Source organism: Arenibacterium halophilum, from assembly GCF_005938225.1.
In the GTDB taxonomy this organism is placed as follows: domain Bacteria; phylum Pseudomonadota; class Alphaproteobacteria; order Rhodobacterales; family Rhodobacteraceae; genus Arenibacterium; species Arenibacterium halophilum.
In genome coordinates this window covers 1,023,177-1,047,103 of sequence record NZ_VCPC01000001.1, presented here as the reverse complement: position 1 = coordinate 1,047,103, position 23,927 = coordinate 1,023,177, and the positions used below count along the sequence as shown (strand labels likewise).

The following is a 23,927-nucleotide window of genomic DNA, read 5'->3' as shown; positions in this document are numbered from 1 at the left end:
GTTACCCATTGTCCTTGTCTCCCCAGTAATGCGAGATGCCCGTCCAGTTGGGATCGGCGCCCGGGATGTCGTAGACACCGATCCGGTCGTTGAAGAGACCGCCCAGATAGAGCTTGCCCTTGTGTTCGCGGATCGAAGTCAGCGACGGATGCTTTGCGCCTTCGCGGTCCCACAGCACTTCAAGGATGTTGCCGTCGATGTCGAACTTGATGAGGCACCCGAAGTTCATGTTCGGATACATCCATTCGTCGGCGGCAACGCGGTACACCATGCGCTTGCGATATTGCGGCATCCGCAACGCCAGATCGAAGGTGGGCGAACGCATCCCCACCAGCCCGCACCAGAAGTTGCCGTCCGACGCCCGGTTGATGTTGTCGGGATATCCCGGCAGATCGGGGATGACCGATTCGGTCTCGCCCTTTCTGGGCCCGTCGTACCAATAGCGGGTGATGCTGCAATCCCAGGTCTGCGCGAACAGGAACGACTGCCCGTCGTCGCACATGCAGATACCGTTGGGGAACTTCAGGTTCGACAGGATCGTTCGCGATGTCCCGTCGCTCGGGTCGTAGCAGATCAGTCGGCCGTTCCCGCGCGCCTCAATCGCGTCAAGCATCCATTCGCTGGTGTTGTAGCGGATGGTGGCTTCGGAGAAGAAGACCCGGCCATCCGGCGCAATGTCCAGATCGTCCGCAATCCGCATCCGCGAGTCGTCGATCACCGACAGAAGCGACCGGTTGGTTTCGTCCGAAAGTTTCACCACCTCGCGGTCGCGCGTGATCTTGTACAGGCCCATGCCGCCGACGCAGACCACCAGTTCCTGGTCGCGATTGAAGGCCATGCCAAGAGGGTGACCGCCGATATGGGCGTAGACTTCGTGGCGTGTGTAATCGGGTGCGAAAAAACGGATCACGTCGCCGTGGCGGCTGCCGCAATACAGGTGATCGTCTTCGTCAAGGATCACGTCCTCGGGACCGTCAAGTTCGCCCTGACCAATGACACCGGCCTCGCCGAGCCTGTTGTTCACCTCGTAGATCGACCCCGATCCTTCGCGGGTTTCCGGGTTCGGCGGCAGCGCCAGATAGGTTGGCGACACATAGGCCTTGTTCAGAACCTTCATCCGGTTCTTCATCCATTTCACGTCGATCGCCACAGCCGCCAGCATGATCGAACCAAGAACCAGTTCGCTGGCACCAGTCCGCAGTCCCATGCGGATCAGGGCGTTGGACACCAGAACAACAATCACGGTCCCGATGATGGCCTTGGTGACCGAACCGCGCCCGCCGCCAAGGCTGTTGCCGCCAAGCACCGCGGCCGTCAGAATGATGATTTCCAGCCCGATACCAACTGTCCCGCTGGTGCTGCCAAGGCGCGAGGCATAGAACAGCGCGCCCGCCGCGGTGAAAATCCCGCTGTAGATGTAGGTTTGTGCCACGATCCGATTGACCGGAAGGCCGATGTTGTAGGCCGAGCGCCGCGATCCACCGACGGCGCTGAGGTGCCAGCCGAACCGCAACCGGGTCATCAGGGTGTGCGCCACGATGGCGACAACCGCCGCAACCACAAGGCTGAAGGGCACGCCGAGTATGTCTGCCGTTCCCAGATAGTCCCATGCGGGCACCGGGGTTTCGGAGTAGGAGGCCGCGACGCTGTAGTTCAGCGATAGAAGCTCGACCACGGCGCGGACAAGGATCAGTGTCACGAGGGTGGTCAGGAAGGCGCGCAGCCGCAGGTAGCCCACGAGAAACCCGTTGATCGCGCCGACGAAGCCGCCCAGCAGCAGGATCACAGGGATTACCACGATCAGCGGCAGACCCATCGCGTTGACCAGGTAGAGCGCGCCGAAATTGCACAGTGCGAAGTTGGACCCGACGCTCAGGTCGATGCCCCCGGCCTTCAGCACCATCGTCATGCCGATCGCGATGAAGAGATATTCGCCAAGCACCCGCGCAAGGATGGCCAGACTGCCTGTCGACAGAACGCCGGGAAGGATGAAGGCGAACAGGGGCACGGCGAAGCCGAGGAAGATCATTGGAATGGCGTTGTCGATCCAGTTCTTCGACAGAATTTCACCGACAACATGGTCCGGCACGAGCCGATACCGCCAGCGCATGAAGGTTTCACTTGCACTCATTTGGGCGCTCCAGAATTTGATGAGAGTGGCCGCGTACCCCTGTGCGCGGCCGCTCCGATGGCATCGCTCAGTTGCCTGCCTTGATCTGATCGATGGTCCAGCACGAAGAGGGGGTCAGCGTGTCGGCCGTGATGACCTGGTTCGCGGTGTAAAGGCCGATGGGCATGGAGCCCGGCTCGGGTGACTGCTGAAGCAGGATCGAGATCACATTCGCAAGCTGGTGCGCCTGGCTGCGCGTATCGACCTTGATGTAGGACGTGAAGGCGCCGTTCTCGATGTTGTTGCAGCCCGACTCCTGGTTGCCGCCACCTTCGGTAACGACCTTGATCTGCCCTTGCTTGCCAGCCTCGCGGACGGCCGCGGCGGTACCGACGTCCATGTTGTCCCACAGACCCATGAACGCACACAGATCGTCATGCTGTTTGATGATGGTCGATGCGATGGCGTGGGCCTTCGAGGCATCCCAGTCTGCCGCCTGGTTGGCGACGAGTTCGATTTCGGGGTGGTCTGCCAGAACGTCCTCGATCCCGACGACGCCCAGTTGGCTGGCCGGGCTCGTGACCGGGCCGCGTACCAGCGCGACCTTGCCTGACGTACCCTCGCCGCAAAGCTTGACGGTCTCTTTCGCGACATCCGCTCCAACCTGATACCAATCCCCCCCAACGAAGGCGTCGGCATTGACCGGCGTCTTGAGGTTCATCTGTATGACGTTGATCCCTGCGCTCATCGCCCGCTGGACCAGCTTGGTGTATGCCTGCGTGTCATTGTTGTGAAAGATCAGGATATCGGGCTGTTCGCCGATAAGCTGTTCGAGGGCCTGCGCCCCGGCGTCGACGCTCCAGTTAGGGTCGCGGATGATCAGCTCATAGCCCAGGGCATCCGCCTCGCGCTGCACCGCAGCCACCCAGCCTTGCGTCAGATCGAACCCCATGGAGATGGGCACGAAGGCGACAGTCTTGCCTTTCACGGCCTCCTGATACTTGAAGACCAGCCCGTCATCGGGTCGTTCCGCATGGGCTATGCCCGCCGTGCCGATCATTGCGACCGCAACTCCGGCAGCCCGCAGGGCAGATTTTACGCCAAAAAAATTCATGTCTTGTTCCTCCCAGTTTTATTTTTCGCGCGCGCCGTTCGGGCGCGCGCGGCAATGCTCATCCGCCGGATCGAACCTGATCGACGGTCCAGCAGTCGGTGTCGGCCACGGTTTCGGGCGTCAGAAGCTGATTGGCCGTGTAAAGGCCGAAGGGCTGCGAACCCGGCTCGGGCGAAACCTGCAGCAGCGTTTCCACCGCCGAGGCCAGTTGTTTGGCTTGATCGCGCGTGTCCACCTTCACGTAGGATGCGAACATGCCGTTCTTGATGTTGTCGCACCCGGATTTCTGGTGGCCGCCACCTTCCGTAATCACCTTGATCTTGTCGGCCAGACCTGCTTCGCGAACGGCAGCGGCCGCACCGATGTCCATGTTGTCCCAAAGGCCAACGAATGCGCACAGATCGGGGTGCTGCTTGATAAGGGTCGAGGCGATGGCGTGTGCCTTGGATGCATCCCAATCGGCAGCCTGATTGGCGACGATGGTGATATTGGGATGTTCCGCCAGCGTGTCCTCGATCCCTGCAACACCAAGAAGGCTGGGCGGGCTTGTGACCGGGCCCTGGATGATGGCGACCTTGCCCGAGGTGCCTTCGCCGCACAGCCGGACCGCTTCCATCGCTTCGTCCGCGCCGACCTGGTACCAGTCGCCCCCGATGAATGCGTCGGAGTTCACCGGTGTCTTCAGGTTCATCTGGATCACGTTAATGTCGGCGGCCATGGCCCGTTGCACCAGCTTGGTATAGGCGTGCATGTCGTTGTTCTGAAAAATCAGGATGTCCGGCTTTTCCGAGATGAACTGCTCAAGCGCCTGCGCCCCCGCGTCGATGTTCCAGTTGGGGTCGCGGATCTGCAACTCGTAGCCCAGACGCTCTGCGCTATGCTCCAGCGCGGCGATCCAGCCCTCGGTCAGATCGTAGTTGGCCGATATTGGCACGAAGGCCACCGTCTTGCCCTCGAATGCGCTTGAGTAGATGTCAAAGAGCCCGTCATCGGGTCGTTCGGCCATCGCGGGCGCGGCCATGCCGATGGCGCCGCACATCAGGCCGGTCAGGGTGGCTAATCTTCCGGTCAGTCGCAGTTTCATGTTGTCCTCCTCCAGTGTTGTCTGCCCAGGTCCGGCGGATCAGATGTCGCCTTGCTGGGAGGTCTGTTCGTCGCGCGGGTTCAGAAGCGAATCCAAGATGATGGCGGCAAGCAGGATCAGCGCCTTGATGATGTTCTGGACCGAATAGCTGATGTTCATGATCGTCATGCCGTTCAGCAGAAGGCCGATCAGAAGCGTCCCGGACAGGACGTTTCGAATGCTGCCCTTGCCGCCCGACAGCCCGATGCCGCCGATGACGACCACCAGGATGATGTCATAGACCAGCGTCGAATTGGCCAGGCGCGCGTTCACGGTTGACACGGTTGTCGCCATGATCAGACCTGCAAAGAAGGCGATCGCCGCCGATACCGCATAGGCGAGGATCGTCATCGGCCGCGTCGCGATACCGTTGTTGCGGGCCGCGAGGTAGTTGTCGCCGATCGCGTAGATGAAGGCCCCGTAGCGCGTGTACCGCAGGGCAAGATAGACGACGAAGGCCAGCAGCAGGAATATGACAACCGGCATCGGAATGACCGATCCGATGCGGCCCGATCCCAACTGTCCGATCAGTCCCAGATCGCTGGTGATGAAGATGGTATCGGACTCGACCAGTGCGAACCGGCCCAGCCCTGCGATAACGGTGGCCATGGCGAGGGTGGCGAAGATCGCCGGAATCTCGACATAGGCAATCAGGAACCCGTTTACCGTTCCGATCAGCAGCGCCAGCGCAAAGCCCAGGGCAAGCGCGATCCCGATCGACATGCCGTCAAGATGCAGCGAAAAGCTCCAGCCGACGGTAAAGACCATCACCGCAACCATCGTCAGGTCAATGCCGCGTCCGATGATCACCACGGCCATGCCGATGGCGAGGATGCCAAGGATCGATACGTTCTGCAGAAGCGAAACCAGGTTCGAAACTTGCAAGAAACTGTCGAGCGTGATCGAGAAGATCACAAAAAGGGCAGCAGAGATTATCAGGACCATTTGTTCCTGACTGATCGATCCCCCTTTCAGCATTTTCTGCATGTGCTGTCGTCCTCCCCGTTTGATGTCTTGCTGCACCCGGCTTCGGCCTAGGTTGCAGTGGGCGAAAGCCCAAGGTCACGCATTGTGGCGATATAGTCGGCGATGCCTTCGGACAGGCCGTACTGTGGCGCGAACCCCAGGTCGTCGTGGGCGCGCGTGTTGTCCAGAACGCCGGCATAGCGGACGCCGGCATTGAAGAAGTCGAGGCCGGGACCGATCTCGAAGTCCACGCCGGGTGCGTGTGCCTTCACCGCGTCGGCGAATTCGCCAAGCGTGACACCTGTTCCCGAAGAAATATTGTAGGCGTGATGCGCCGGTTTCTCGTGTTCGAGTGCAGCCACGCAGGCCCGGGCAACATCGCCGACGTAAATGATATCGTCCCGCTCTTCTCCGCCCTGCGGAAGACGCAAGGGGATACCCAGCATCCCGTTTTCGATGATCCGTGACAGGATGCCCATAGGGCCATGCCGGACAAGCTTGCCGGGCCCGTAGATCGTTGAAAAGCGCAGGGCGACGAACTCGAGCCCCAGTTTGGCGAAGGTGCGCCCCATCAGCTCGCCGCTGAGCTTCGTCACATCATAGACGCTGTGCGCCTCGAGCGGCTGGCCCTCGTCAACCGGGCGATAGGTTGGATGTGCGTGTTCGCCCACGATGTTTCCGTAAACGGCACGCGAACTTGTATACACGAAACGCTTTGCCCCGGACGCAAGCGCGGCGTCCATCAGTTGCACGGCACCAAGGCCATTGACCATGAACCCTTTCAGCGGGTCTTCGTCGATCCCGGTGATCAGCGCGGCCATGTGAATGACGGCATCAACCTTCTGATCTGTCATCAGCTGCGCCATTGCATCGCGATCAAGGATATCGGTATGGCGCAGGTCGATTTTTTCCGCTGCGGGGCCCAGCAGAGACACGTCTCGCTGGCGGTCGACAACGATAACCCGGTGCCCGCGTTCGACGAGTTGCCGCGTCACGAATGCGCCGTTCACACCCAGGCCGCCGGTGACCAACACAATCATGACAGCACTCCCATCGATAAGAGAAGAGGTAGGTTGGTCAAGTTACCGGACATTGAGCGCCTCCACCGTGTTGGCCTCTTTCAACCAGGCCAGCAGCGCCGACAGTTGTTGATCGCGGGTCTCGACCACGCTTTCGCTTGTCCCCGCAAATGTGTACCAGCCGCGCCCCGTGATCGCGCCGAGATGATCCTGGCGCACCATGTCTTCGAGCACGGGGCGGCCCTTGTAGTTCTCGTCGCCGGTCTGCTCGTAGATCGAGTTGGTGACGGCCAGCGCCGTCTTCTTCGAAACGATCAGATCTTCCGTCAGAAGGGGCCCCCACAAAGCAAGCCTTGGCCCAAGGCTAAGCCGCACCGCGTTGTCGATGTCGTCGCGAGAGGCGAGGCCCTCGTCCATAAGGCGATAGATCTCGGTCAGCATCGCGAACTGGATGCGGTTCACGAGGAAACCAGGGCGTTCAAGAATTGCGACACCGACATGATCCAGCGAGTCCACGAAGGCTCTGCTCCACGCCACCAGCTCGGCCGGGGTGTCGGCCGCGCTGATGAGTTCGATAACCGGAATGATATGCCCGGGCGTCACAAAGTGAATCCCGATCACCCGCTGACGGTTCTGCATTCGGGCAGAGATATCGGAGATAAGAAAGGACGATGTGTTCGTTGCCAGCACGACCGTAGCCGGACACAGCGTGTCCAGCGTTTCGAACAGCGCCTGTTTGACATCGAGAACTTCCTGCACCGCTTCGTGAACCAGAAACGCGCCTTCGACGGCTTTGGTCAGATCCGGCTCTGCCTCGACACGCGCAAGGATCGCGTCTGTTCCCGCCGCGTAGCCCAGCAGACTCGCGGCAATCGGGTTCGCCCGATCATGGTAGCTGCGCAGCATTGCGGGATCGCTGTCGCAGATCGCGACCTCATAGCCGTGATGGGCGTAGAGCGTGGCGATCACGCATCCCATGAAGCCGGCTCCGACCACGCAGATTTTCCCGCCTTGGGGCGGATTCTCCCCGAACATCGCGTCAGACAAAATAGTAAACTCCTCTTGGTCCCACCTGCCGATCACTCGATCCCCCTCGGCAGCGTGGTGGTCATTTGTCATCGCTCAACACCCCCGCGTCCAATACCTATGAGTCGACTTTTCATAAGTGTCTGGTTATCATTTGGCTTGACGGTGGGCGGATGCTGGCTAGCCTTGGGCCAGCCGATCAGGCTGGGGTGAGCAGGTTGCCGTCGCGAGAGCGGCCGCACTGTTCCGTGTTCGGGCAGGCAGGGGAGCGTCTGGATGCCGACCAATCCGACCGATACAAGCTACACCGCGCTGCCGCGCGAGGCGCTGCGCGCGGGCAACCTGACGCTGCACAAGCTCCATGTGTTCTGCATGGTGGCGCGCTACGGCAGCGTGACACGTGCGGCGCAGCATCTAAGCGTCGCACAACCGGCCGTCAGCGCCCATTTGCGCAGTCTGGAGCAGAGCCTCGATACCAAGCTGGTGCGCAAGTCGGGGCGGAATATCGAACTGACATTGCCGGGACAGCGGATTCACGCGTGGGCGGAAGAGATCATCCAGCGCAGCTCCGAAATGTTCCTTGATCTTGCCGACATAGAGCGTGGCGTGATCGGCAAGATCCGCATGGCGGCCTCTATGGTTGCAGGGTCGTACAAGCTGTCGGACGTGGTTATCGCCTTCAAGAAAGAGAACCCGCTGGTCCATATTTCCCTGTCGGTCGCGACACCCCATGTGGCAACAGAGGCGGTTCTGTCCGGGGATTCCGATTTTGGCGTGACGTTGATCGACCACAGCCGCGATACGTCCCGGCTCAAGACCGAGCTGTTGTGGCGAGAGCCACTGTATCTTGTCGCAGCGTCCCACAGCCGCCTGGTGGGGCCGGTCGCACGACGCGAAGACCTTGCCTCGATCCCGCTGGTCACGCCGCCAAAAGGCCAGATGGCCATGGCGAGCGAGTTGATCGACGAGGCGTTGCGGGCGGTGGGTGTGGCCGGAACAAACAGCGTTCTTGCCTTCGGTCATCCCGAATCCATCCTGAACGCGATCCGCGCCGATATCGGCGCCGGTTTCGTGTATCAGAGCACGTTGCCAGACGATCTGACGGGGTCTGGATTGCGCATCGTCGAGACCCCGGACGTAGAGATCGCGATGCCGCTGTACCTGATCTACGACCGGAATATCCGGCTGTCACCGGTCGAAAAGCAGCTGCTGGAGCGGATCCGGGCCGCGTATAAAGAGCTCGTGTGAACGGAAATTACCGGGGCACGTCACAAATTGAAACCGCCGACCAAAATGGCCGGCGGTTGATACCCATGACCCAGGGCAGGGTAGGCGGTGCCATACCTTGGTCGCGCCCGGTGGCCGGGCTGACCCGCCCGCGTCAGGCCTCCAGATCGTAGGGAATCTGGGTCGGGCCCTTCGTCTTTTTGATCTTGCCGGTATCGGCGTCGTAATAGTTCTGAAGAAACCCGCCGACCCGCTGATCCCGGAAGATGACCCCCACAACGGGTTCCTCTCCCGTGTGCTCGACATGAATGTCATAGGGGCGGACGAAGTCGATATAGCCGGGGGTCACTTGATGCTCGGAAATCTTCCTGAGATCGGCGTGGTCCTCGCTCGGGGTTTCATTTTCAACGACATCCGTCCGCTCGAAGCGAATGACGGTTTCGGTTCCCCGCAGCACGCCGTACAGGGTCCAGGTGTGCGCATGATCGTGGACAGGCGTGCTTTCGTGCGGTTTCTTCAGCAGCGAATTCAGAACAAATTTGTGATCCGGATCTTCGTAGAACAGGAGGTTCTCGATATAGCCTTTCTCGGGTTCGTTCCGGAAAGGCCACGCCTTTGAGGCTTCCTTCAGTTCCTCATCTTTCAGAAGCTCCTGAAGCAACGGTCGAATCTGGTCGAACCGGGTCTCCATATCGTCTTCGCGCTCGTAAATCGCGCGCACGTCGCTGACGAATTTTTCTGCCGCCTTGATCATATCATCTCTCCCATTGAAGGGCCCGATTGCGCTAAGTCGATCCTCGAAAAGAGGCGGGCCAATAGGCAATTTGCTATTTCGCGCGCTGATTTCAGGCAAGGCGCGGCCGATTGGACCGCCGTTTTTACAGCCATCTGAAATTTTGCGCCTCTGACGCGCGTGCAGCGGCGCGTGACTGCGTCTCGGCGCTCGCAAACTTTGCACATATGTGGAAACATCAAGGACCTGCTTCCCCGTGGCCGCAGCTGTCGCGTAGAACAGGTCAAGAGACGGGGCTGCAGTGCAGGGATGGAGGTGCAGTGCAGAAATGAGCAGACACAGCGTCAAATCTGCCGAGCGGGTGTTCCGCATTCTTGAGGATTTCGCAAGGACCCGCGAGCCAGCACGGCTCAGCGATCTAGCAAGACGGCTCGGTCATCCGGTCTCGAGCGTCAATGCCCTTCTGAAGTGCATGGTTGACCTTGGGTATATGGAGTTCGACGATACGAGCCACCGGTATTATCCGGCAGCGCGAGTTGCCCATCTTGGGTCTTGGCTGAATTGCCAGGATTATGAACAGACGGCGGTGCTCGAAGCGATGTATCTGCTGCGCGAGACCGTTGGCGAATCCGTCGTTCTTGCGACAACGAACGATATCTATCTGGAATATGTCGAAACCCTGCATGGGCACGGGGGCATCAAGATTCTTCGAGGCACGCGGCGACTTCTTGTTCAATCCGGGACTGGATGGCTGTTTCTCGCGCGATCAAGCATCGCCGATGCGATTTCCGTATATCTTCGCACGATCGAGCTGGGTGAGTTGGAGCAGGACGAATTCAGCGAAGCCGATCTGCTGCACCGCCTTGCCGAACATCGCAAGATGGACATCTCTTTTCTTCGGGCCCGCGAATTGCTGCGTCCCACCGCACATTGGGACGCCGCAATGATGTCGACGATTATCCCGTCCCCGCCGGGGCATCGGCCTCTCGCGCTGGGCGTTCACGGTCTGGCAGAAAGCCTTGCCGAAAAGCGCGACAAGATCGCCGACCTGTTCGGCTCCATCGTCAAATCACTTGGCGAGGCTCACGCCGGCAGCGATTGATCCGCTCCGTCACGAAGCCGGGCGCCAACGATTGCTTGAAATGGCGCCTTCTCCCTGGCGTGTCGTCGCCAAGGAATTGATTTCTGGCGCCATTGGTGTCGCCGGTAACCACATGGCAAGAAACACCGGAAGCTCCCTTGGGGGTGCCCGGTTCCGCTATCCTCAAAAGGGAAGTGGTGCTGCTGGAGAGAATTGAACTCTCGACCTCTCCCTTACCAAGGGAGTGCTCTACCTCTGAGCTACAGCAGCGCCGTGGGCGGCTGATTAGACGCAAAGCGGGCGTGGTGCAAGGGCATTCTGGACGGTTTTTTCTGCTTGCGTTAGGAAGGGGCCATGGCAGACAGAAAGACCCCCGAAAAGGGTGCCAAACCGGCGCCCACACGTGATGATCGGCTGAAGGCCGCGCTGAAGGCGAATCTGGCGCGGCGCAAGGCGCAGGCGAAGGCGCGGGCGGGGGACAACACGGGCAAACCGGGCAGCGAAGAGGGCAGTTGAGATGGATTCGATTATCGTGACGGGCAACGGCCCGCTGTCGGGGCAGATACCGATTGCGGGGGCCAAGAATGCCTGTCTGACACTGATGCCGGCGACATTGCTGAGCGATGAACCGCTGACGCTGACCAATGCGCCGCGCCTGTCGGACATCCGCACCATGACCGATCTGCTTGGCTCGCTGGGGGCTGAAGTGGCCAGCCTTCAGGGCGGCAAGGTGCTCGCCTTGTCGAGCCATGATCTGAACAACCACACTGCGGACTACGATATCGTGCGCAAGATGCGCGCTTCGATCCTGGTGCTCGGGCCGATGCTGGCGCGCGACGGCCATGCGGTGGTGTCGCTGCCAGGCGGCTGCGCGATCGGGGCGCGGCCTGTCGATCTGCACCTGCGTGCGCTCGAGTCGCTGGGCGCCGAGATGGACCTGCGCGATGGCTATGTGCATGCCAAGGCGCCAGCGGGGGGCTTGCGCGGCGGGGTCATCGAATTCCCGTTCCCGTCGGTCGGGGCGACGGAAAACGCGCTGATGGCAGCAACGCTGGCCAAGGGCACCACCGTGATAAAGCGCGCCGCGCGCGAGCCGGAGATCGTCGACTTGGCCGACTGTCTGCGCAAGATGGGCGCCCAGATCGAGGGCGATGGCACCGATACGATCACCGTTCAGGGCGTCGACCGGCTGGGCGGGGCGACGCATCCGGTGGTGACAGATCGGATCGAGCTGGGCACCTATATGCTGGCCCCCGCGATCTGCGGCGGCGAGGTCGAACTGCTGGGCGGCCGGCGTGATCTGCTGGCGGCCTTCTGCGACAAGCTGGACGAGGCCGGCGTTGATGTGACCGAGACCGAGGCAGGGCTTTCGGTGCGTCGCCGGTCCGATCACATCTCCGCCGTCGATGTCGCGACCGAGCCATTCCCCGGCTTTCCGACCGACCTGCAAGCTCAGATGATGGCGCTGCTGTGCACCGCCGATGGCGTCAGCAATCTGGAAGAGACGATTTTTGAAAATCGCTTCATGCACGCGCCGGAGCTGATGCGCATGGGCGCCCGGATCGACGTGCATGGCGGCAGCGCCAAGGTCACCGGGGTCGAACGCCTGAAGGGCGCACCCGTGATGGCGACCGACCTGCGCGCCAGCGTGTCGCTGATCCTTGCCGGTCTGGCTGCCGAAGGCGACACGAAAGTCAGTCGGGTTTATCACCTGGATCGTGGGTACGAGCATGTCGTGCGCAAGCTGCGCGGCGTGGGCGCACAGATCGAGCGGGTGGTGGGCCAGTGAGCGAAGACGCGCGATTCGAAGATGGCCGCGAGGCGCCGCTGAACCTTGGCGCGCTGGACGCGGATGATCTGGGGGTGATTTCGACGCTGGTGCAGGATGCGGTGTTTCCGGTGACGGAAATGCAGTTCCGCCGGGTCGAGCGCCGGTTTGCAATTCTGCTGAACAGGTTCCGTTGGGAAGATGCCGAAGCGGCCACCCGTCTTCAGCGCGCGTTCGAACGGGTACAGGCGGTTCTGGTCTTTGACACGGTGCTGTCGGTGGCCAGTCAGGGTTTGGACCGGTCCGACCGCGACTTGATCCTGTCGATCCTGTCGGTGACATTCCAACCGGGCGAAGATGGCGCCGGCCATATCGAGATCACGCTGGCGGGCGATGGCGCGATCCGGCTGCAGGTCGAGGCGGTCGAGGTCACCCTGCGCGATGTGACCCGGCCCTATCAGGCGCCCTCGCACAATAAACCTGGCCATCCGGAATAATCCGCGACGGAAATCTTCTGCCGCCGCGTATCACGGGGGGGCAGGCAAGGCATTTGAGCAAGGGACGTTTTCAATGAACGGATTGCTGCGCGGTATGGCGCTGATTTCGCTGTTGTTGTCGGGGGCGATCTTCGGGTTTTTCTACGCTTGGGTCTGCTCGACCATGTGGGGGCTGGACCGGCTGGAGCCTGACACCGCGATTGCGGCGATGCAGGCGATGAATGCCTCGGTCCGCAATGGCGTGTTTGCGCCAGCGTTTTTCGGCACGCCTTTCGTGTTGCTGGCAACCGCGCTGGTAGGGTGGCGCGCGCGGGAGGGTCTGTCTGCGGGGCTGTTCGGGCTGGCGGGCGTAATTTCTCTGTTCGGGGGCGTGGTGCTGACCATGGCGGTAAACGTCCCGATGAACGAGGCGCTGGCCCAGGTGGCGTTGCCGCTTCCCGATGGGCTGGCCGAACAGGTCTGGGCCGAATATTCGCCCGACTGGCAGCTGTGGAACACCATTCGCACCGTGGCAACCGGTATCGTGCTGCTGCTGGTGGGGGTGGCGCTGATGCGGTTGCCCCGCGCCGGGGACGCAGCCGCCGCTTGAGATCGCGGCCCCGCGCCGCTATGGCAGGGTGAGCCACTGAAAGTCCTGCCATGCCCGTATTTCTTGATGCCGCCGCGCCCGATTTTGAAACCCGCTTTGCCGCCTTGCTGGGTGCCAAGCGGGAAGACAGCCCCGATGTCGACGCCGCCGTGGCGAAAATCATCGCCGATGTGCGCGCGCGCGGAGATCAGGCGGTGATCGACCTGACCGCGCGGTTCGACCGGATCGAGCTGACGCCAGCGACGATGGCGTTTTCGCCGGAAGAGATTGCCGCCGCCGTCGAAGCGGTCAGCCCCGAGGACCGCGCCGCGCTGGAGATGGCGGCCGAACGTATCCGCGCCTACCACGTGCGCCAGATGCCGGCCGACCAGATGTGGACGGACCCGGACGGCGCAACGCTGGGCTGGCGGTGGAGCGCGGTTTCGGCAGCTGGGCTCTATGTGCCGGGCGGGCTGGCCTCTTACCCCTCCTCGGTGCTGATGAACGCGATTCCCGCCAAGGTGGCCGGGGTCGGACGGCTGGCGATCACCGTGCCCACGCCCGATGGGGTGGTGAACCCGCTGGTTCTGCTGGCGGCGCAACTGGCGGGGGTGGACGAGGTGTATCGGATTGGCGGGGCGCAGGCGATTGCAGCGCTGGCTTATGGCACCGACACCATCGCGCCGGTCGACAAGATCACCGGCCCGGGCAACGCCTATGTGGCGGCCGCAAAGCGGCGCGTCTTCGGAAAGGTCGGGATCGACATGATCGCGGGTCCGTCGGAGATTTTGGTGATTGCCGATGCCGACAATGATCCGGACTGGATCGCGCTTGACCTGCTCAGCCAGGCGGAACACGACGAAAGCGCCCAGTCGATCCTGATCGCGGACGATGCCGAATTCGGCCAGCGTGTGGCGGCCGCGGTCGACAAGCGGCTGGAAACGCTGGAACGGCGCGCGATTGCGGGGGCCAGCTGGCGTGATTTCGGCGCGGTCATCACCGTGTCCGACATGGCTCAGGCGGCGGCGCTGTCGAACCGCATCGCGCCCGAGCACCTTGAACTGTGCGTGGCCGATCCGGTGGCGCTGGCCGAACACACCGTCCACGCGGGCGCGATTTTTTTGGGCCACTGGACGCCCGAGGCGATCGGCGATTACGTTGGCGGCCCGAACCACGTTCTGCCCACGGCGCGCTCGGCGCGGTTCTCCTCGGGCCTGTCGGTGATGGATTTCCTCAAGCGCACCACCATGGCGCAGATGACTCCGGAGGCGCTGCGTGCTATCGGACCTGCGGCGGAACGCTTGGCCACGTCCGAAAGTCTTGAGGCACACGGGCTTTCGGTGCGCGCCCGTCTTGACCATTTGAACAGGTGAACCGGCCCCATGTCGCGTATCTTTGACATTGCCCTTGACGACGCGGGACTGCCCGCGCCGACCCCGGAAATCGAGCAGGAACGCCGCGTGGCGATTTTCGACCTGCTGGAAGACAACAGTTTTACCCTGCCATCACGCGACGGGCGTGACGCGCCCGACGGGCCGTACCGGCTGAACCTGTCGATCCGCGAGAAACGGCTGGTGTTCGACGTGGAAACCGAAAGCGACGACAAGGCGGCCGAATTCCACCTGTCGCTGGGGCCGTTCCGGCAGGTGGTCAAGGATTACTTCCAGATCTGCGAAAGCTATTTCGCCGCCGTCAAAACCCTGCCGCCCAGCCAGATCGAAACCATCGACATGGCCCGGCGCGGCATCCACAACGAAGGCAGCCGCGTGTTGCAGGAACGTCTGGAAGGCAAGGTCGATGTCGATACCGATACCGCCCGCCGCCTGTTCACCCTGATCTGCGTGCTGCACTTCGGGGGCTGATGTGACCTTACCGCTGCCCCAGTCGGTTCTGTTCTGCTGCGATCACAACGCGGTGCGATCGCCCATGGCCGAGGGCATCATGAAGAAGTTTTACGGCACCGGGACCTATGTGCAGTCGGTCGGGGTGCGCAACGACATGGAAATCGACGGGTTCTCCATTGCCGTGTGCCAGGAGATGGACGTGGAACTGTCGCGCCACCGCTCGCGCAGTTTCGACGAGATGGAACAATGGGGCGACGATCTGTCGTCCTTCGATCTGGTGGTGGCGCTGTCGCCCGCCAGCCAGCGCCGCGCGCTGGAGTTGACACGATTCTTCCATCTTGAGGTGGAGTATTGGCCGATCCTTGACCCGACCGGGCTGGGCGATGGCCGCGAGGCCAAGCTGGCCAATTACCGACAGGCCCGCGACCAGATCGTCGGGCGGCTCAAGGCCCGCTGGGGCGAACCGACGGAAGTGCAATGACCGACTGCGTAAAGACCTATTTCGATGCCTTCAATGCGGGCGATACCGATGCGATGCTGGACTGCCTGACCGATGATGTGGCCCACCACGTCAACGAGGGCAAGATTCGCACCGGCAAACCCGCCTTCGCCGAATTCTGCGCGCATATGAGCCGTTGCTACCGCGAAAACCTGACCGACATGGTGATTTTCTCGGGGGCAGGGGGCACGCGCGCGGCGGCGGAATACATGGTCAACGGCACCTACCTTGAAACCGACGAAGGCCTGCCCGAAGCACGCGGCCAGTCCTATCGCCTCCCGGCGGGGTCGTTCTTTGACATCCGCGACGGCAAGATCGCCCGCGTCACCACCTATTACAACCTCGCCGACTGGATGGCGCAGGTAAAGTGAGCGCTGCGCTACGGGTGCTGACCGGCGCGGCGCTGGACGGCGCGCTGGAGGATGTGGCACGCCTGCGCATCGCGGTGTTCTGCGACTGGCCCTACCTCTACGATGGCGATCTGGCCTATGAGCGCGACTATCTGGACCGGTTCCGGTCCAGCGCGGGCGCGGTCGTCGTGGGGGCCTTTGACGGCACCCGGCTGGTGGGGGCGGCAACCGGCGCGCCGCTGTCCGACCACGCGGCGGATTTCGCCGAGGCGTTCGACGACTCCGGGCTGAACATCGGCAACATCTTCTATTGTGCGGAGTCCGTGCTGTTGCCCGAATGGCGGGGGCAGGGCCTTGGCCATGGCTTTTTCGACCATCGCGAAGCGCACGCCCGCTGGCTGGGGCTGTCGCGCGCGGCATTCTGTTCTGTCCTGCGCCCGCCCGACCACCCGCTGCAGCCATCGGATTACCAGCCCCTGGACGGTTTCTGGCGCAAACGTGGCTATGCCCCGCTGCCCGGTGTGATTGCGCGCTTTCGCTGGCGCGATGTGGATCAGCCGCAAGAGACGGAAAAATCCCTGCAATTCTGGTCGCGCCAGCTGTGACCGGCTGCACCTGCGACATCAGGTGCGGAACAAAATGGTGCCGAACCGCATTGACCACTTGAAAATCCGGGCGTTTGGGACCATTTAAGCGCACGTTCCGCACCCCTGCGGACATTTCAAAGACGGAGACCACATGGCCAAGGAAGATATTCTCGAATTCCCCGGCGTCGTGAAGGAACTCCTGCCTAACGCGACATTTCGGGTCGAGCTTGAGAATGGCCATGAAATCATCGCGCACACGGCAGGCAAGATGCGCAAGAACCGCATCCGTGTTCTGGCGGGCGACAAGGTGCAAGTCGAAATGACACCCTACGATCTGACCAAGGGCCGGATCAACTATCGCTTCAAATAGCGCGAGGCATTGCTTTGCGCGACGCGGGATAGCGGGTCGCAACGCGACCTGCAGCCGCGCACCCGTTAGGACAGCGCCCCCATGCACCCGCGCCTGATTCTGGGCTCTGGCAGCCCCCGGCGGCTTGACCTGCTGGCGCAGCTTGGCCTGACGCCTGCCGATGTCCGCCCCCCCGATATCGACGAATCGCCCCTTCGCGCGGAACTGCCGCGCCCCTATTGCGCGCGCATCGCCCGCGCCAAGGTGCAGGCCGTGGTGGCCGACCCCGATGATGTGGTGCTTTGCGCCGATACCACCGTGGCGCTGGGCCGCCGTATCCTGGGCAAGCCCGCTGACGCCGCCGAGGCCGCGCAATTTCTGACCCTGCTGTCGGGGCGCCGCCATCAGGTCATCACCTCGGTCGCGGTGCGCCGGGGTGACCGCATCTGGCAGCGCGATGTCGTCAGCCAGGTCCGCATGAAACGCCTGTCGGACGCCGAGCTGAACGGCTACCTTGCCAGCAACGACTGGCAGGGCAAGGCCGGCGGCTATGGCATTCAAGGGCCTGCTGGTGCGCTGATCCCCTGGATTTCGGGGTCTTTCACCGGCATCGTCGGCCTGCCGCTGGCGGAAACCGCAAACCTGTTGCGCTCGGCCGGACTGACGCCTTTGGAGGGCCTGTGATGAAGGGCAATACCGTGGTTCTGAGCCACCTGAACGGGCGCGATGTGGCCGCCCTGATGGTAGACGGCCAGTTGGATGATTTGTTTGTCGAAGGCGATGCGCCCGCGCCTGGCACCATCTATCGCGCGCGTGCAGACCGCCCGGTGAAAGGGCAGGGCGGCATGTTCCTGACCACGCCCGACGGCCCGGCTTTCCTGCGTCAGGTCAAGGGCTTGGCGCCGGGCGCGCTGCTGCTGGTGCAGGTGTCAGGCTATGCCGAACCCGGCAAGGCGATTCCGGTCACCACGAAACTGCTGTTCAAAAGCCGCTACGCCATCGTCACGCCCGATGCCCCGGGGTTGAACATTTCGCGCAGCATCCGCGACGAAGACGAACGCGACCGGCTGCTTGAAATCGCACACGGCGCGGCGGGCGAACAACCTGCGGGGCTGATCCTGCGCTCGGCTTGCGACGGGGCTGATGCTGACGCGATCGAGGATGACATCGCCGCGATGCTGACGCTGGCCGGTCAGGTCATGCAGGACGAAGGAACCGAGGTCGAGCTTCTGGCCGAGGGCGATGGCCCCCACACGCTGGCCTGGCGCGACTGGTCGTTGCCCGCCGAAGTGATGGAAGGCGCCGCCGCGCTGGAAGACTCGGGCGCGCTGGATGGCATCGATGCTGCACGGGGGGCCTCGGTGCCGCTGTCCGGCGGCGGGCATATGTATGTCGAACCGACGCGCGCTCTGGTTGCGGTCGATGTGAACACGGGCGGTGATACCTCTCCGGCCGCAGGCCTGCGCGCCAACCTCGCCTGCGCCCGCGCCCTGCCACGCGCGCTGCGCCTGCGTGGCCTCGGCGGTCAGGTGGTGGTGGATTTCGCACCGATGCCCAAGAAAGACCGCCGCACCGTCGAATCAGCCTTGCGCGGCGCCTTTCGCACCGACCCCGAGGAAACCACGCTGGTCGGCTGGACCGCGCTGGGCCACTATGAATTGCAACGCAAACGCGGGCGCGTAGCGCTGTCTGATATCCGCGCCGAGGTGCCGCGATGAGCTGCCCGATCTGCGGTGAAGATACGGTAAAAGCCTACCGCCCCTTCTGCTCGCGCCGCTGCGCCGACCGCGATCTGGGCCGTTGGCTGACAGGCTCTTACGCCGTCCCGTCGCATCGCCTGGAAGATGAGGAAGACCTGGATCGCGCCCTGTCAGAGGCCCGCGAGTCTGACGTATCGGAAGGCCCAGGCAACCGCCGCAAACCGCATTGAGCCGATTGGCAAAATTCCCTCTGGACACGCCCGCCACATCGCCCTAGAACGCCCCAACCCGAAGGGACATCCCTTCCCCGTGCCCGGGTAGCTCAGGGGTAGAGCAGTGGATTGAAAATCCTCGTGTCGGTGGTTCGATTCCGCCCCCGGGCACCATTTTTACCGAAATCCGGTCAAGATGAAGACGCGTGCGGCTGCGGGCCGAGGCGGCTTGTAGCTAGCATGCCTCTGGCGCTGGGGCAGGTTTCGTTCGGGCTTCGATCCTTCGCTGATTGTCATGCCGTTCATGCCGGATTACCGCACGGCACCGGCGTCCCTCAGCGCCGCGATCCGGGGCGCGTCATAGCCGATGCTTTCCAGAACCGTGTCGGTATCCAGCGTGGTGTCATACATGCGCGGGGCGATGGTTGGGCTTTGGGAATAACGCGGCGCGGGGGTGGGCTGGGTGATGCCGCCTGCGGTCACGAAGGTGCCGCGCGCGGTGTTGTGAGGGTGATGGGGCGCCTCGTCCAGCGACAGGACGGGGGCATAACAGGCATCCGTGCCCAGCAGGATGCCATCCCACTCATCGCGCGTGCGGGTCAGAAACAGCTGGGCCAGCCCGTCGCGCATGTCGTCCCATCTGTCAGCATCCATTTGGCGGGCATAGGCCGGGTCATCGCTCAGGCCAAGGCGATCCAGCAGGGTCGCGTAAAACTGCGGTTCGATCGCACCGACGCTGACATACTTGCCGTCACGGGTTTCGTATGTGTCGTAGAAATGCGCGCCGCCATCCAGAAGGTTCACACCGCGGTCATCCTGCCAGATGCCAACCTGCCGGAATGTGTGGATCATGGCTGACAGCAGGGCCGAGCCATCCGTCATCGCCGCATCGACAACCTGGCCCTCTCCGGTGGCGCGCGCGTGGTGCAGTGCGGCCAGCATTCCGAAGGCCAGCATCATCCCGCCGCCACCGAAATCTCCGAACAGGTTCAGCGGCACCACCGGCTTTTCACCCTTGCGGCCAACTCCGTGCAAGGCGCCCGAGATCGCGATGTAATTCAGGTCGTGCCCCGCCATCGGGGCCATCGGCCCGGTCTGGCCCCAGCCCGTCATGCGCCCGATTACCAGTGCCGGGTTGGCGGTGTGCAGTACCTCGGGGCCAATGCCCAGACGTTCGATCACACCGGGGCGAAATCCTTCGATCAGCCCGTCGGCCTTGCGCACCAGATCCAGCAGAACGGCCTGCGACTCTGGGTTTTTCAGGTCCAGTTCGATCGTCTTGCGCGACCGCAGCAGGATATCCTTTTCCGCTGGAATCTGTGGCCCGGCCTTGCCCGACCCGATGCGCTCGACCCGGATCACCTCGGCGCCATGATCGGCCAGCATCATCCCGGCAAAGGGGCCGGGGCCGATACCGGCCAATTCGATGATGCGCAGGCCGGAAAGCGGGGGGCGGGACATGGCGGTTCCTTCGGTTCGGTTGTTTTGGTCCTGTGCGCCGATCCCGATCTTGGCGATCACCCAACGCGCCCAAAGGGTGCAACGTCTCGAGCAGGTCTTCCAGCGATAATTTCGTCGAATCCGCTGGTTGATGGCCGGACGCATTCGGAGGGATCGGGCTTGAGATGCGCGACCCCGGGCCCGAATTCTCCGTTTTTGGGTGACGTGATGCAGGTTTGGGTGACGTAACGTAGGGTTGTGACGCCGGGTTTCTGTTTCTAACCGCCCGCGCGTCTTATACGGTCTTCGGCGGGGGGTGATTTTCTAGCTGCAGGATGCCGATGATATGCCACCGCCGCATCTGGCTGCGGCCGATCCGGGGGATGTCTGGTGGTCTTGCCAGAAGATGAGGGAGAGGCAAAAGCCGTGGTTCAGCAAAAACATCGGGGTTGCGCAGACCCGGGACACGGCGCAGGGCCAGGCATGTGCAGCGGAAGTGACAGGCGAGGGTGGATGCGCTGATATCCGCGTGGGGCGCCGCGCCCGCGACCGGCACGCCGGTCAGGGGCAACCGAAATACTGAAGACTGGCCGGCGATACGCGCGGCCAAGGATTTGACGAAAGGAAGACGCAGATGAACATCGAAGGACAGGCGGCAATCGTGACGGGCGGTGCCTCGGGCCTGGGCGGCGCGACGGTTGAAATGCTGGCGAAGGCCGGAGCGAAGGTGGCGATTTTCGACCTGAATGCCGAGTTGGGCGAGGCCAAGGCGAAAGAGGTCGGCGGGACATTCATCAAGGTCAACGTGACCGATGAATCGGAAGTCGAAGCCGCCATTGCCGAGGCCGAGGGCCTGCACGGCAAGGCGCGCATTCTGGTGAACTGTGCCGGTATCGGGCCGCCGAAAAAGGTGATCGACCGCGAAGGCAACGCCATTCCGCTGAAGGATTTCACCAGCATCGTGAATGTGAACCTGTTCGGCTCTTTCAACGTGGCCTCGAAATTCGCGGCTGCGTTGCACACCGCCGAACCGCTGGGCGAGGAACGTGGTGTCATCATCAATACCGCCTCGGTCGCGGCCTTTGACGGGCAGATCGGGCAGGCGGCCTATGCCGCCTCCAAAGGTGGGATCGTGGGCATGACCCTGCCCATCGCGCGCGAGCTCGCCCGATATGGCATCCGCGTCATGACCATTGCGCCGGGGCTGTTCCTGACGCCGCTGATGGCCTCGCTGCCGCAAGAGGCGCAGGACAGCCTTGGCCGCCAGGTGCCGTTCCCGCCGCGTCTGGGCGACCCGACAGAATTCGCCCATATGGTCGGCTCGATCATCGGGAATATCATGCTGAACGGCGAAACCATCCGCCTGGACGGGGCGATCCGGATGGCGCCGAAATGACATTTGCACTTGATAATTCCGGCATGAGCGACCGTGCGATTGCCATTGCAGACACCGTCGAAACCTTCGTGCGGGGCACCGTTGCCCCGTTTGAAAAAGACCCGCGCCGTACCTCGCACGGGCCAACCGACGAACTCGCGAACGAGTTGAAAGAGCTTGCCCGCAAGGCAGGCGTGCTGACGCCGCATATCCTTGACGGTGGCGATCACCTGACCCACCGCGAAACGGCGGCGGTGCTGATCCGTTCGGGCCTGTCGCCGCTGGGGCCGGTGGCCTGCAACGTGGCCGCGCCGGACGAAGGCAACATGTACCTGCTGGGCAAGGTCGGCTCGCCCGAGCTGAAACAGCGGTTCCTTGACCCGATGGTCGCGGGGCAGATGCGCTCGGCCTTCTTCATGACCGAACCGGCCGAAGATGGCGGCGCGGGCTCGGACCCGTCGATGATGCTGACCACCTGCAAACCCGATGGCAACCATTGGGTCATCAACGGCCGCAAGACCTATATCACCGGGGCCGAAGGCGCGGGTATGGGTATCGTGATGGCGAAATCCGACGATGGCGCCTGCATGTTCCTTGTCGATCTGCCGAACCCGGCGATCCGCATAGAACGGGTGATGAACACCATCGACAGCTCGATGCCGGGCGGTCATGCGGTGGTCGCCATCGACAACCTGCGGGTGCCTGCCGACCAGATGCTGGGCCAGTCGGGCGAGGGATTCAAATACGCGCAGGTGCGTCTGGCGCCCGCGCGTCTGACTCACTGCATGCGCTGGCTGGGCGCCTGCATCCGCGCCAATGAAATTGCCAGCGATTACGCCAACCGCCGCATGGCTTTCGGCAAGCCGCTGGTCGATCACGAAGGCGTCGGCTTCATGCTGGCCGACAACATGATCGACCTGAAACAGGCCGAGCTGATGGTTTATTGGTGCGCCGATGTGCTGGACACCGGCGTTCTGGGCACGGTCGAAAGCTCGATGGCCAAGGTCGCCGTGTCCGAGGCGCTGATGCGCGTCGCCGACCGCTGCGTGCAGGTCATGGGCGGGCAGGGTGTGACCGAGGATACCATCGTCGAACAGGTGTTCCGCGAAATCCGCGCCTTCCGCATCTATGACGGCCCGACCGAGGTCCACAAGTGGAGCCTTGCCAAGAAGATCAAGCGCGACTGGAAGAAGGCCAACGCCGAATGAGCGATGCGCTGAGTACTGAGGCCAATGTCGGAGTCGATCCGGTGGGCGACGACCACGGGTTCGACATGGACCGGCTGCTGGGCTGGTTGCAGGACAACGTCGCGGGGTTCAAGGGCCCCGTGACGCTGTTCAAGTTCAAGGGCGGCCAATCGAACCCCACGTTCAAGCTGGTGACGCCGGGCGGCGCCTATGTGCTGCGGCGCAAGCCGCTGGGCCAGCTGGCCGGGGGCGCCCATGCGGTGGATCGCGAGGCGCGCGTGCTAAGCGCGCTGCACGCGCAGGGCTATCCGGTGGCCAAGGTGCACGGCCTGTGCACCGACGACAGCATCATCGGGTCGATGTTCTTCGTGATGGACATGGTCGAGGGCCGCATCTTCTGGGATGCCGCGTTTCGCGATGTGCCCGCGCCCGAACGCCGCGCCTATTATTCCGAGATGAACCGCGTGCTGGCGCAGCTGCACGGGTTCGACCCCGAGGCCGTAGGGCTGGGCGATTACGGGCGGCGCGGCAACTATTTCGAGCGCCAGATCGGGCGGTGGACAAAAAGCTATCTGGCGGACGAGGACGCTGGCCGCGATCCGGGTATGGACCGGCTGATCGAATGGCTCCCGACCGCCATCCCAAAGGGCGACGAAAGCACTATCGTCCACGGCGATTTCCGCTGTGACAACATGATCTTCCACCCGACCGAACCGCGCGTTCTGGCGGTGCTTGATTGGGAACTGTCGACGCTGGGCCACCCCTTGGCCGATTTCGCCTATCACGCGCTGATGTATCGGATGCCGCCCGACATCGTCGCCGGGATCGGCGATTCCGACCCGGTCAGCCTGTCGCTGCCAACCGAGGCCGAATACGTCGCGGAATATTGCGCCAACACCGGCCGCGACGGCATTCCCAACTATGATTTCTACATCGCCTTCAACTTCTTCCGCATCGCTGCCATCTTTCACGGGATCAAGGGGCGCGTGGCGCGCGGGCAGGCATCGTCTGCCCATGCGGCGGAACGCGCGGCGGCCTATCCGCGCCTTGTCGCGCTGGCGATTGACGCAATGGAGGCCTGCCGCTGACGGCGGGCCGCTGACACTTTCCGGCGGGGTGTCCCGCCCTGCACGATACCGAGGAGACAAGACC

General features: G+C 62.8%; 26 protein-coding genes and 2 tRNA genes. 19 read left to right on the top strand and 9 right to left on the bottom strand.

The features are described from left to right. Position 1: 1 nt before the first annotated feature. The 6 genes from FGK64_RS05020 to FGK64_RS04995 all read right to left on the bottom strand — a co-directional run bounded on the left by FGK64_RS05020 (position 2) and on the right by FGK64_RS04995 (position 7,367). Positions 2-2,131 (bottom strand): ABC transporter permease, encoded by a 2,130-nt coding sequence (locus FGK64_RS05020; RefSeq protein WP_138862670.1) that lies wholly within the window; start codon positions 2,129-2,131, stop codon positions 2-4. Between the two features lie 67 nt (positions 2,132-2,198). Beyond that, positions 2,199-3,170, bottom strand: coding sequence for a sugar ABC transporter substrate-binding protein (locus tag FGK64_RS05015; RefSeq protein WP_171053975.1), 972 nt, complete (start codon positions 3,168-3,170; stop codon positions 2,199-2,201). 112 nt (positions 3,171-3,282) lie between these two features. Then, positions 3,283-4,308, bottom strand: coding sequence for a sugar ABC transporter substrate-binding protein (locus tag FGK64_RS05010; protein WP_138862668.1), 1,026 nt, complete (start codon positions 4,306-4,308; stop codon positions 3,283-3,285). Between the two features lie 39 nt (positions 4,309-4,347). Next, positions 4,348-5,292 (bottom strand): ABC transporter permease, encoded by a 945-nt coding sequence (locus FGK64_RS05005; protein WP_246057674.1) that lies wholly within the window; start codon positions 5,290-5,292, stop codon positions 4,348-4,350. A gap of 89 nt (positions 5,293-5,381) precedes the next feature. Next, complete coding sequence (locus FGK64_RS05000) at positions 5,382-6,353, bottom strand: NAD-dependent epimerase/dehydratase family protein (RefSeq protein WP_138862667.1); 972 nt, start codon at positions 6,351-6,353, stop codon at positions 5,382-5,384. 42 nt (positions 6,354-6,395) lie between these two features. Next, entirely contained in the window at positions 6,396-7,367 is a 972-nt protein-coding gene (locus FGK64_RS04995; RefSeq protein WP_281280391.1) for a 3-hydroxyacyl-CoA dehydrogenase family protein, read from the bottom strand. Between the two features lie 267 nt (positions 7,368-7,634). Between FGK64_RS04995 and FGK64_RS04990 the strand changes: the two genes are divergently transcribed. Continuing rightward, positions 7,635-8,606, top strand: coding sequence for a LysR family transcriptional regulator (locus FGK64_RS04990; protein ID WP_138862665.1), 972 nt, complete (start codon positions 7,635-7,637; stop codon positions 8,604-8,606). 133 nt (positions 8,607-8,739) lie between these two features. On the opposite strand, the gene FGK64_RS04985 is transcribed toward FGK64_RS04990, so the two are convergent. After that, positions 8,740-9,690, bottom strand: a complete 951-nt coding sequence (locus FGK64_RS04985; protein ID WP_138862664.1) for a cysteine dioxygenase family protein — start codon at positions 9,688-9,690, stop codon at positions 8,740-8,742. On the opposite strand from FGK64_RS04985, the gene FGK64_RS04980 reads away from it, so the two are divergent. Beyond that, a complete protein-coding gene (locus FGK64_RS04980) occupies positions 9,680-10,420 on the top strand; it encodes a helix-turn-helix domain-containing protein (RefSeq protein ID WP_171053973.1) in 741 nt (246 codons plus the stop codon). The two genes, FGK64_RS04985 and FGK64_RS04980, sit on opposite strands and share 11 nt — an antisense overlap. Before the next feature lie 174 nt (positions 10,421-10,594). Here the strand turns inward: FGK64_RS04980 and FGK64_RS04975 are convergent. Continuing rightward, positions 10,595-10,669: transfer RNA gene (locus FGK64_RS04975), tRNA-Thr, on the bottom strand. 84 nt (positions 10,670-10,753) lie between these two features. Between FGK64_RS04975 and FGK64_RS22120 the strand changes: the two genes are divergently transcribed. The 14 genes from FGK64_RS22120 (at position 10,754) to FGK64_RS04910 (ending at position 18,947) form a co-directional block, all read left to right on the top strand. Next, positions 10,754-10,915 (top strand): hypothetical protein, encoded by a 162-nt coding sequence (locus FGK64_RS22120; RefSeq protein WP_171053972.1) that lies wholly within the window; start codon positions 10,754-10,756, stop codon positions 10,913-10,915. A 1-nt stretch (position 10,916) separates the two neighbouring features. Then, a complete protein-coding gene (murA, locus tag FGK64_RS04970) occupies positions 10,917-12,188 on the top strand; it encodes a UDP-N-acetylglucosamine 1-carboxyvinyltransferase (RefSeq protein WP_138862662.1) in 1,272 nt (423 codons plus the stop codon). After that, positions 12,185-12,664 carry a DUF2948 family protein gene (locus tag FGK64_RS04965; protein WP_138862661.1) on the top strand — a complete coding sequence of 160 codons (480 nt, stop codon included), beginning with the start codon at positions 12,185-12,187 and terminating at the stop codon, positions 12,662-12,664. Before murA ends, FGK64_RS04965 begins: the two co-directional genes overlap by 4 nt. A 73-nt stretch (positions 12,665-12,737) precedes the next feature. Continuing rightward, a complete protein-coding gene (locus FGK64_RS04960; protein WP_138862660.1) occupies positions 12,738-13,253 on the top strand; it encodes an anthrone oxygenase family protein in 516 nt (171 codons plus the stop codon). Positions 13,254-13,303: 50 nt separating this feature from the next. Then, positions 13,304-14,605, top strand: a complete 1,302-nt coding sequence (gene hisD / locus FGK64_RS04955; RefSeq protein ID WP_138862659.1) for a histidinol dehydrogenase — start codon at positions 13,304-13,306, stop codon at positions 14,603-14,605. A gap of 9 nt (positions 14,606-14,614) precedes the next feature. Beyond that, on the top strand, positions 14,615-15,094 hold the full coding sequence (locus FGK64_RS04950) for a UPF0262 family protein (RefSeq protein WP_138862658.1): 480 nt from the start codon (positions 14,615-14,617) through the stop codon (positions 15,092-15,094). Position 15,095: 1 nt separating this feature from the next. Next, on the top strand, positions 15,096-15,557 hold the full coding sequence (locus FGK64_RS04945; RefSeq protein ID WP_138862657.1) for an arsenate-mycothiol transferase ArsC: 462 nt from the start codon (positions 15,096-15,098) through the stop codon (positions 15,555-15,557). After that, positions 15,554-15,946, top strand: a complete 393-nt coding sequence (locus FGK64_RS04940; protein WP_138862656.1) for a ketosteroid isomerase-related protein — start codon at positions 15,554-15,556, stop codon at positions 15,944-15,946. The genes FGK64_RS04945 and FGK64_RS04940 overlap by 4 nt, the downstream gene beginning before the upstream one ends. After that, positions 15,943-16,530, top strand: coding sequence for a GNAT family N-acetyltransferase (locus FGK64_RS04935; protein WP_138862655.1), 588 nt, complete (start codon positions 15,943-15,945; stop codon positions 16,528-16,530). Before FGK64_RS04940 ends, FGK64_RS04935 begins: the two co-directional genes overlap by 4 nt. A 133-nt stretch (positions 16,531-16,663) precedes the next feature. Next, positions 16,664-16,882, top strand: a complete 219-nt coding sequence (gene infA, locus FGK64_RS04930) for a translation initiation factor IF-1 (protein ID WP_010137880.1) — start codon at positions 16,664-16,666, stop codon at positions 16,880-16,882. A gap of 81 nt (positions 16,883-16,963) precedes the next feature. Then, a complete protein-coding gene (locus tag FGK64_RS04925) occupies positions 16,964-17,545 on the top strand; it encodes a Maf family protein (protein WP_138862654.1) in 582 nt (193 codons plus the stop codon). After that, the gene (locus FGK64_RS04920) at positions 17,545-18,579 is read left to right on the top strand and encodes a ribonuclease E/G (protein WP_138862653.1); all 1,035 of its coding nucleotides are present in this window, start codon (positions 17,545-17,547) and stop codon (positions 18,577-18,579) included. Before FGK64_RS04925 ends, FGK64_RS04920 begins: the two co-directional genes overlap by 1 nt. Next, on the top strand, positions 18,576-18,791 hold the full coding sequence (locus FGK64_RS04915) for a DNA gyrase inhibitor YacG (protein WP_138862652.1): 216 nt from the start codon (positions 18,576-18,578) through the stop codon (positions 18,789-18,791). Before FGK64_RS04920 ends, FGK64_RS04915 begins: the two co-directional genes overlap by 4 nt. An 81-nt stretch (positions 18,792-18,872) precedes the next feature. After that, positions 18,873-18,947, top strand: a tRNA-Phe gene (locus tag FGK64_RS04910). Between the two features lie 138 nt (positions 18,948-19,085). On the opposite strand, the gene FGK64_RS04905 is transcribed toward FGK64_RS04910, so the two are convergent. Further along, positions 19,086-20,234 (bottom strand): CaiB/BaiF CoA transferase family protein, encoded by a 1,149-nt coding sequence (locus FGK64_RS04905; protein ID WP_138862651.1) that lies wholly within the window; start codon positions 20,232-20,234, stop codon positions 19,086-19,088. A gap of 613 nt (positions 20,235-20,847) precedes the next feature. Between FGK64_RS04905 and FGK64_RS04900 the strand changes: the two genes are divergently transcribed. The 3 genes from FGK64_RS04900 to FGK64_RS04890 are packed head-to-tail and all read left to right on the top strand — an operon-like array spanning position 20,848 to position 23,863. After that, entirely contained in the window at positions 20,848-21,609 is a 762-nt protein-coding gene (locus FGK64_RS04900) for an SDR family NAD(P)-dependent oxidoreductase (protein WP_138862650.1), read from the top strand. After that, complete coding sequence (locus FGK64_RS04895) at positions 21,606-22,796, top strand: acyl-CoA dehydrogenase family protein (protein WP_210236537.1); 1,191 nt, start codon at positions 21,606-21,608, stop codon at positions 22,794-22,796. Before FGK64_RS04900 ends, FGK64_RS04895 begins: the two co-directional genes overlap by 4 nt. Further along, positions 22,793-23,863 carry a phosphotransferase gene (locus tag FGK64_RS04890; RefSeq protein ID WP_138862649.1) on the top strand — a complete coding sequence of 357 codons (1,071 nt, stop codon included), beginning with the start codon at positions 22,793-22,795 and terminating at the stop codon, positions 23,861-23,863. Before FGK64_RS04895 ends, FGK64_RS04890 begins: the two co-directional genes overlap by 4 nt. The last annotated feature ends 64 nt before the right edge of the window (positions 23,864-23,927 follow it).

Coding starts and splice junctions, on each gene's coding strand:
- FGK64_RS05020 (WP_138862670.1), bottom strand. CDS start 2,131: ATGAGTGCAAGTGAAACCTTCATGCGCTGGCGGTATCGGCTCGTGCCG.
- FGK64_RS05015 (WP_171053975.1), bottom strand. CDS start 3,170: ATGATCGGCACGGCGGGCATAGCCCATGCGGAACGACCCGATGACGGG.
- FGK64_RS05010 (WP_138862668.1), bottom strand. CDS start 4,308: ATGAAACTGCGACTGACCGGAAGATTAGCCACCCTGACCGGCCTGATG.
- FGK64_RS05005 (WP_246057674.1), bottom strand. CDS start 5,292: ATGGTCCTGATAATCTCTGCTGCCCTTTTTGTGATCTTCTCGATCACG.
- FGK64_RS05000 (WP_138862667.1), bottom strand. CDS start 6,353: ATGATTGTGTTGGTCACCGGCGGCCTGGGTGTGAACGGCGCATTCGTG.
- FGK64_RS04995 (WP_281280391.1), bottom strand. CDS start 7,367: ATGTTCGGGGAGAATCCGCCCCAAGGCGGGAAAATCTGCGTGGTCGGA.
- FGK64_RS04990 (WP_138862665.1), top strand. CDS start 7,635: ATGCCGACCAATCCGACCGATACAAGCTACACCGCGCTGCCGCGCGAG.
- FGK64_RS04985 (WP_138862664.1), bottom strand. CDS start 9,690: ATGCGGAACACCCGCTCGGCAGATTTGACGCTGTGTCTGCTCATTTCT.
- FGK64_RS22120 (WP_171053972.1), top strand. CDS start 10,754: ATGGCAGACAGAAAGACCCCCGAAAAGGGTGCCAAACCGGCGCCCACA.
- murA (WP_138862662.1), top strand. CDS start 10,917: ATGGATTCGATTATCGTGACGGGCAACGGCCCGCTGTCGGGGCAGATA.
- FGK64_RS04960 (WP_138862660.1), top strand. CDS start 12,738: ATGAACGGATTGCTGCGCGGTATGGCGCTGATTTCGCTGTTGTTGTCG.
- hisD (WP_138862659.1), top strand. CDS start 13,304: ATGCCCGTATTTCTTGATGCCGCCGCGCCCGATTTTGAAACCCGCTTT.
- FGK64_RS04950 (WP_138862658.1), top strand. CDS start 14,615: ATGTCGCGTATCTTTGACATTGCCCTTGACGACGCGGGACTGCCCGCG.
- FGK64_RS04940 (WP_138862656.1), top strand. CDS start 15,554: ATGACCGACTGCGTAAAGACCTATTTCGATGCCTTCAATGCGGGCGAT.
- infA (WP_010137880.1), top strand. CDS start 16,664: ATGGCCAAGGAAGATATTCTCGAATTCCCCGGCGTCGTGAAGGAACTC.
- FGK64_RS04925 (WP_138862654.1), top strand. CDS start 16,964: ATGCACCCGCGCCTGATTCTGGGCTCTGGCAGCCCCCGGCGGCTTGAC.
- FGK64_RS04920 (WP_138862653.1), top strand. CDS start 17,545: ATGAAGGGCAATACCGTGGTTCTGAGCCACCTGAACGGGCGCGATGTG.
- FGK64_RS04915 (WP_138862652.1), top strand. CDS start 18,576: ATGAGCTGCCCGATCTGCGGTGAAGATACGGTAAAAGCCTACCGCCCC.
- FGK64_RS04905 (WP_138862651.1), bottom strand. CDS start 20,234: ATGTCCCGCCCCCCGCTTTCCGGCCTGCGCATCATCGAATTGGCCGGT.
- FGK64_RS04900 (WP_138862650.1), top strand. CDS start 20,848: ATGAACATCGAAGGACAGGCGGCAATCGTGACGGGCGGTGCCTCGGGC.
- FGK64_RS04895 (WP_210236537.1), top strand. CDS start 21,606: ATGACATTTGCACTTGATAATTCCGGCATGAGCGACCGTGCGATTGCC.
- FGK64_RS04890 (WP_138862649.1), top strand. CDS start 22,793: ATGAGCGATGCGCTGAGTACTGAGGCCAATGTCGGAGTCGATCCGGTG.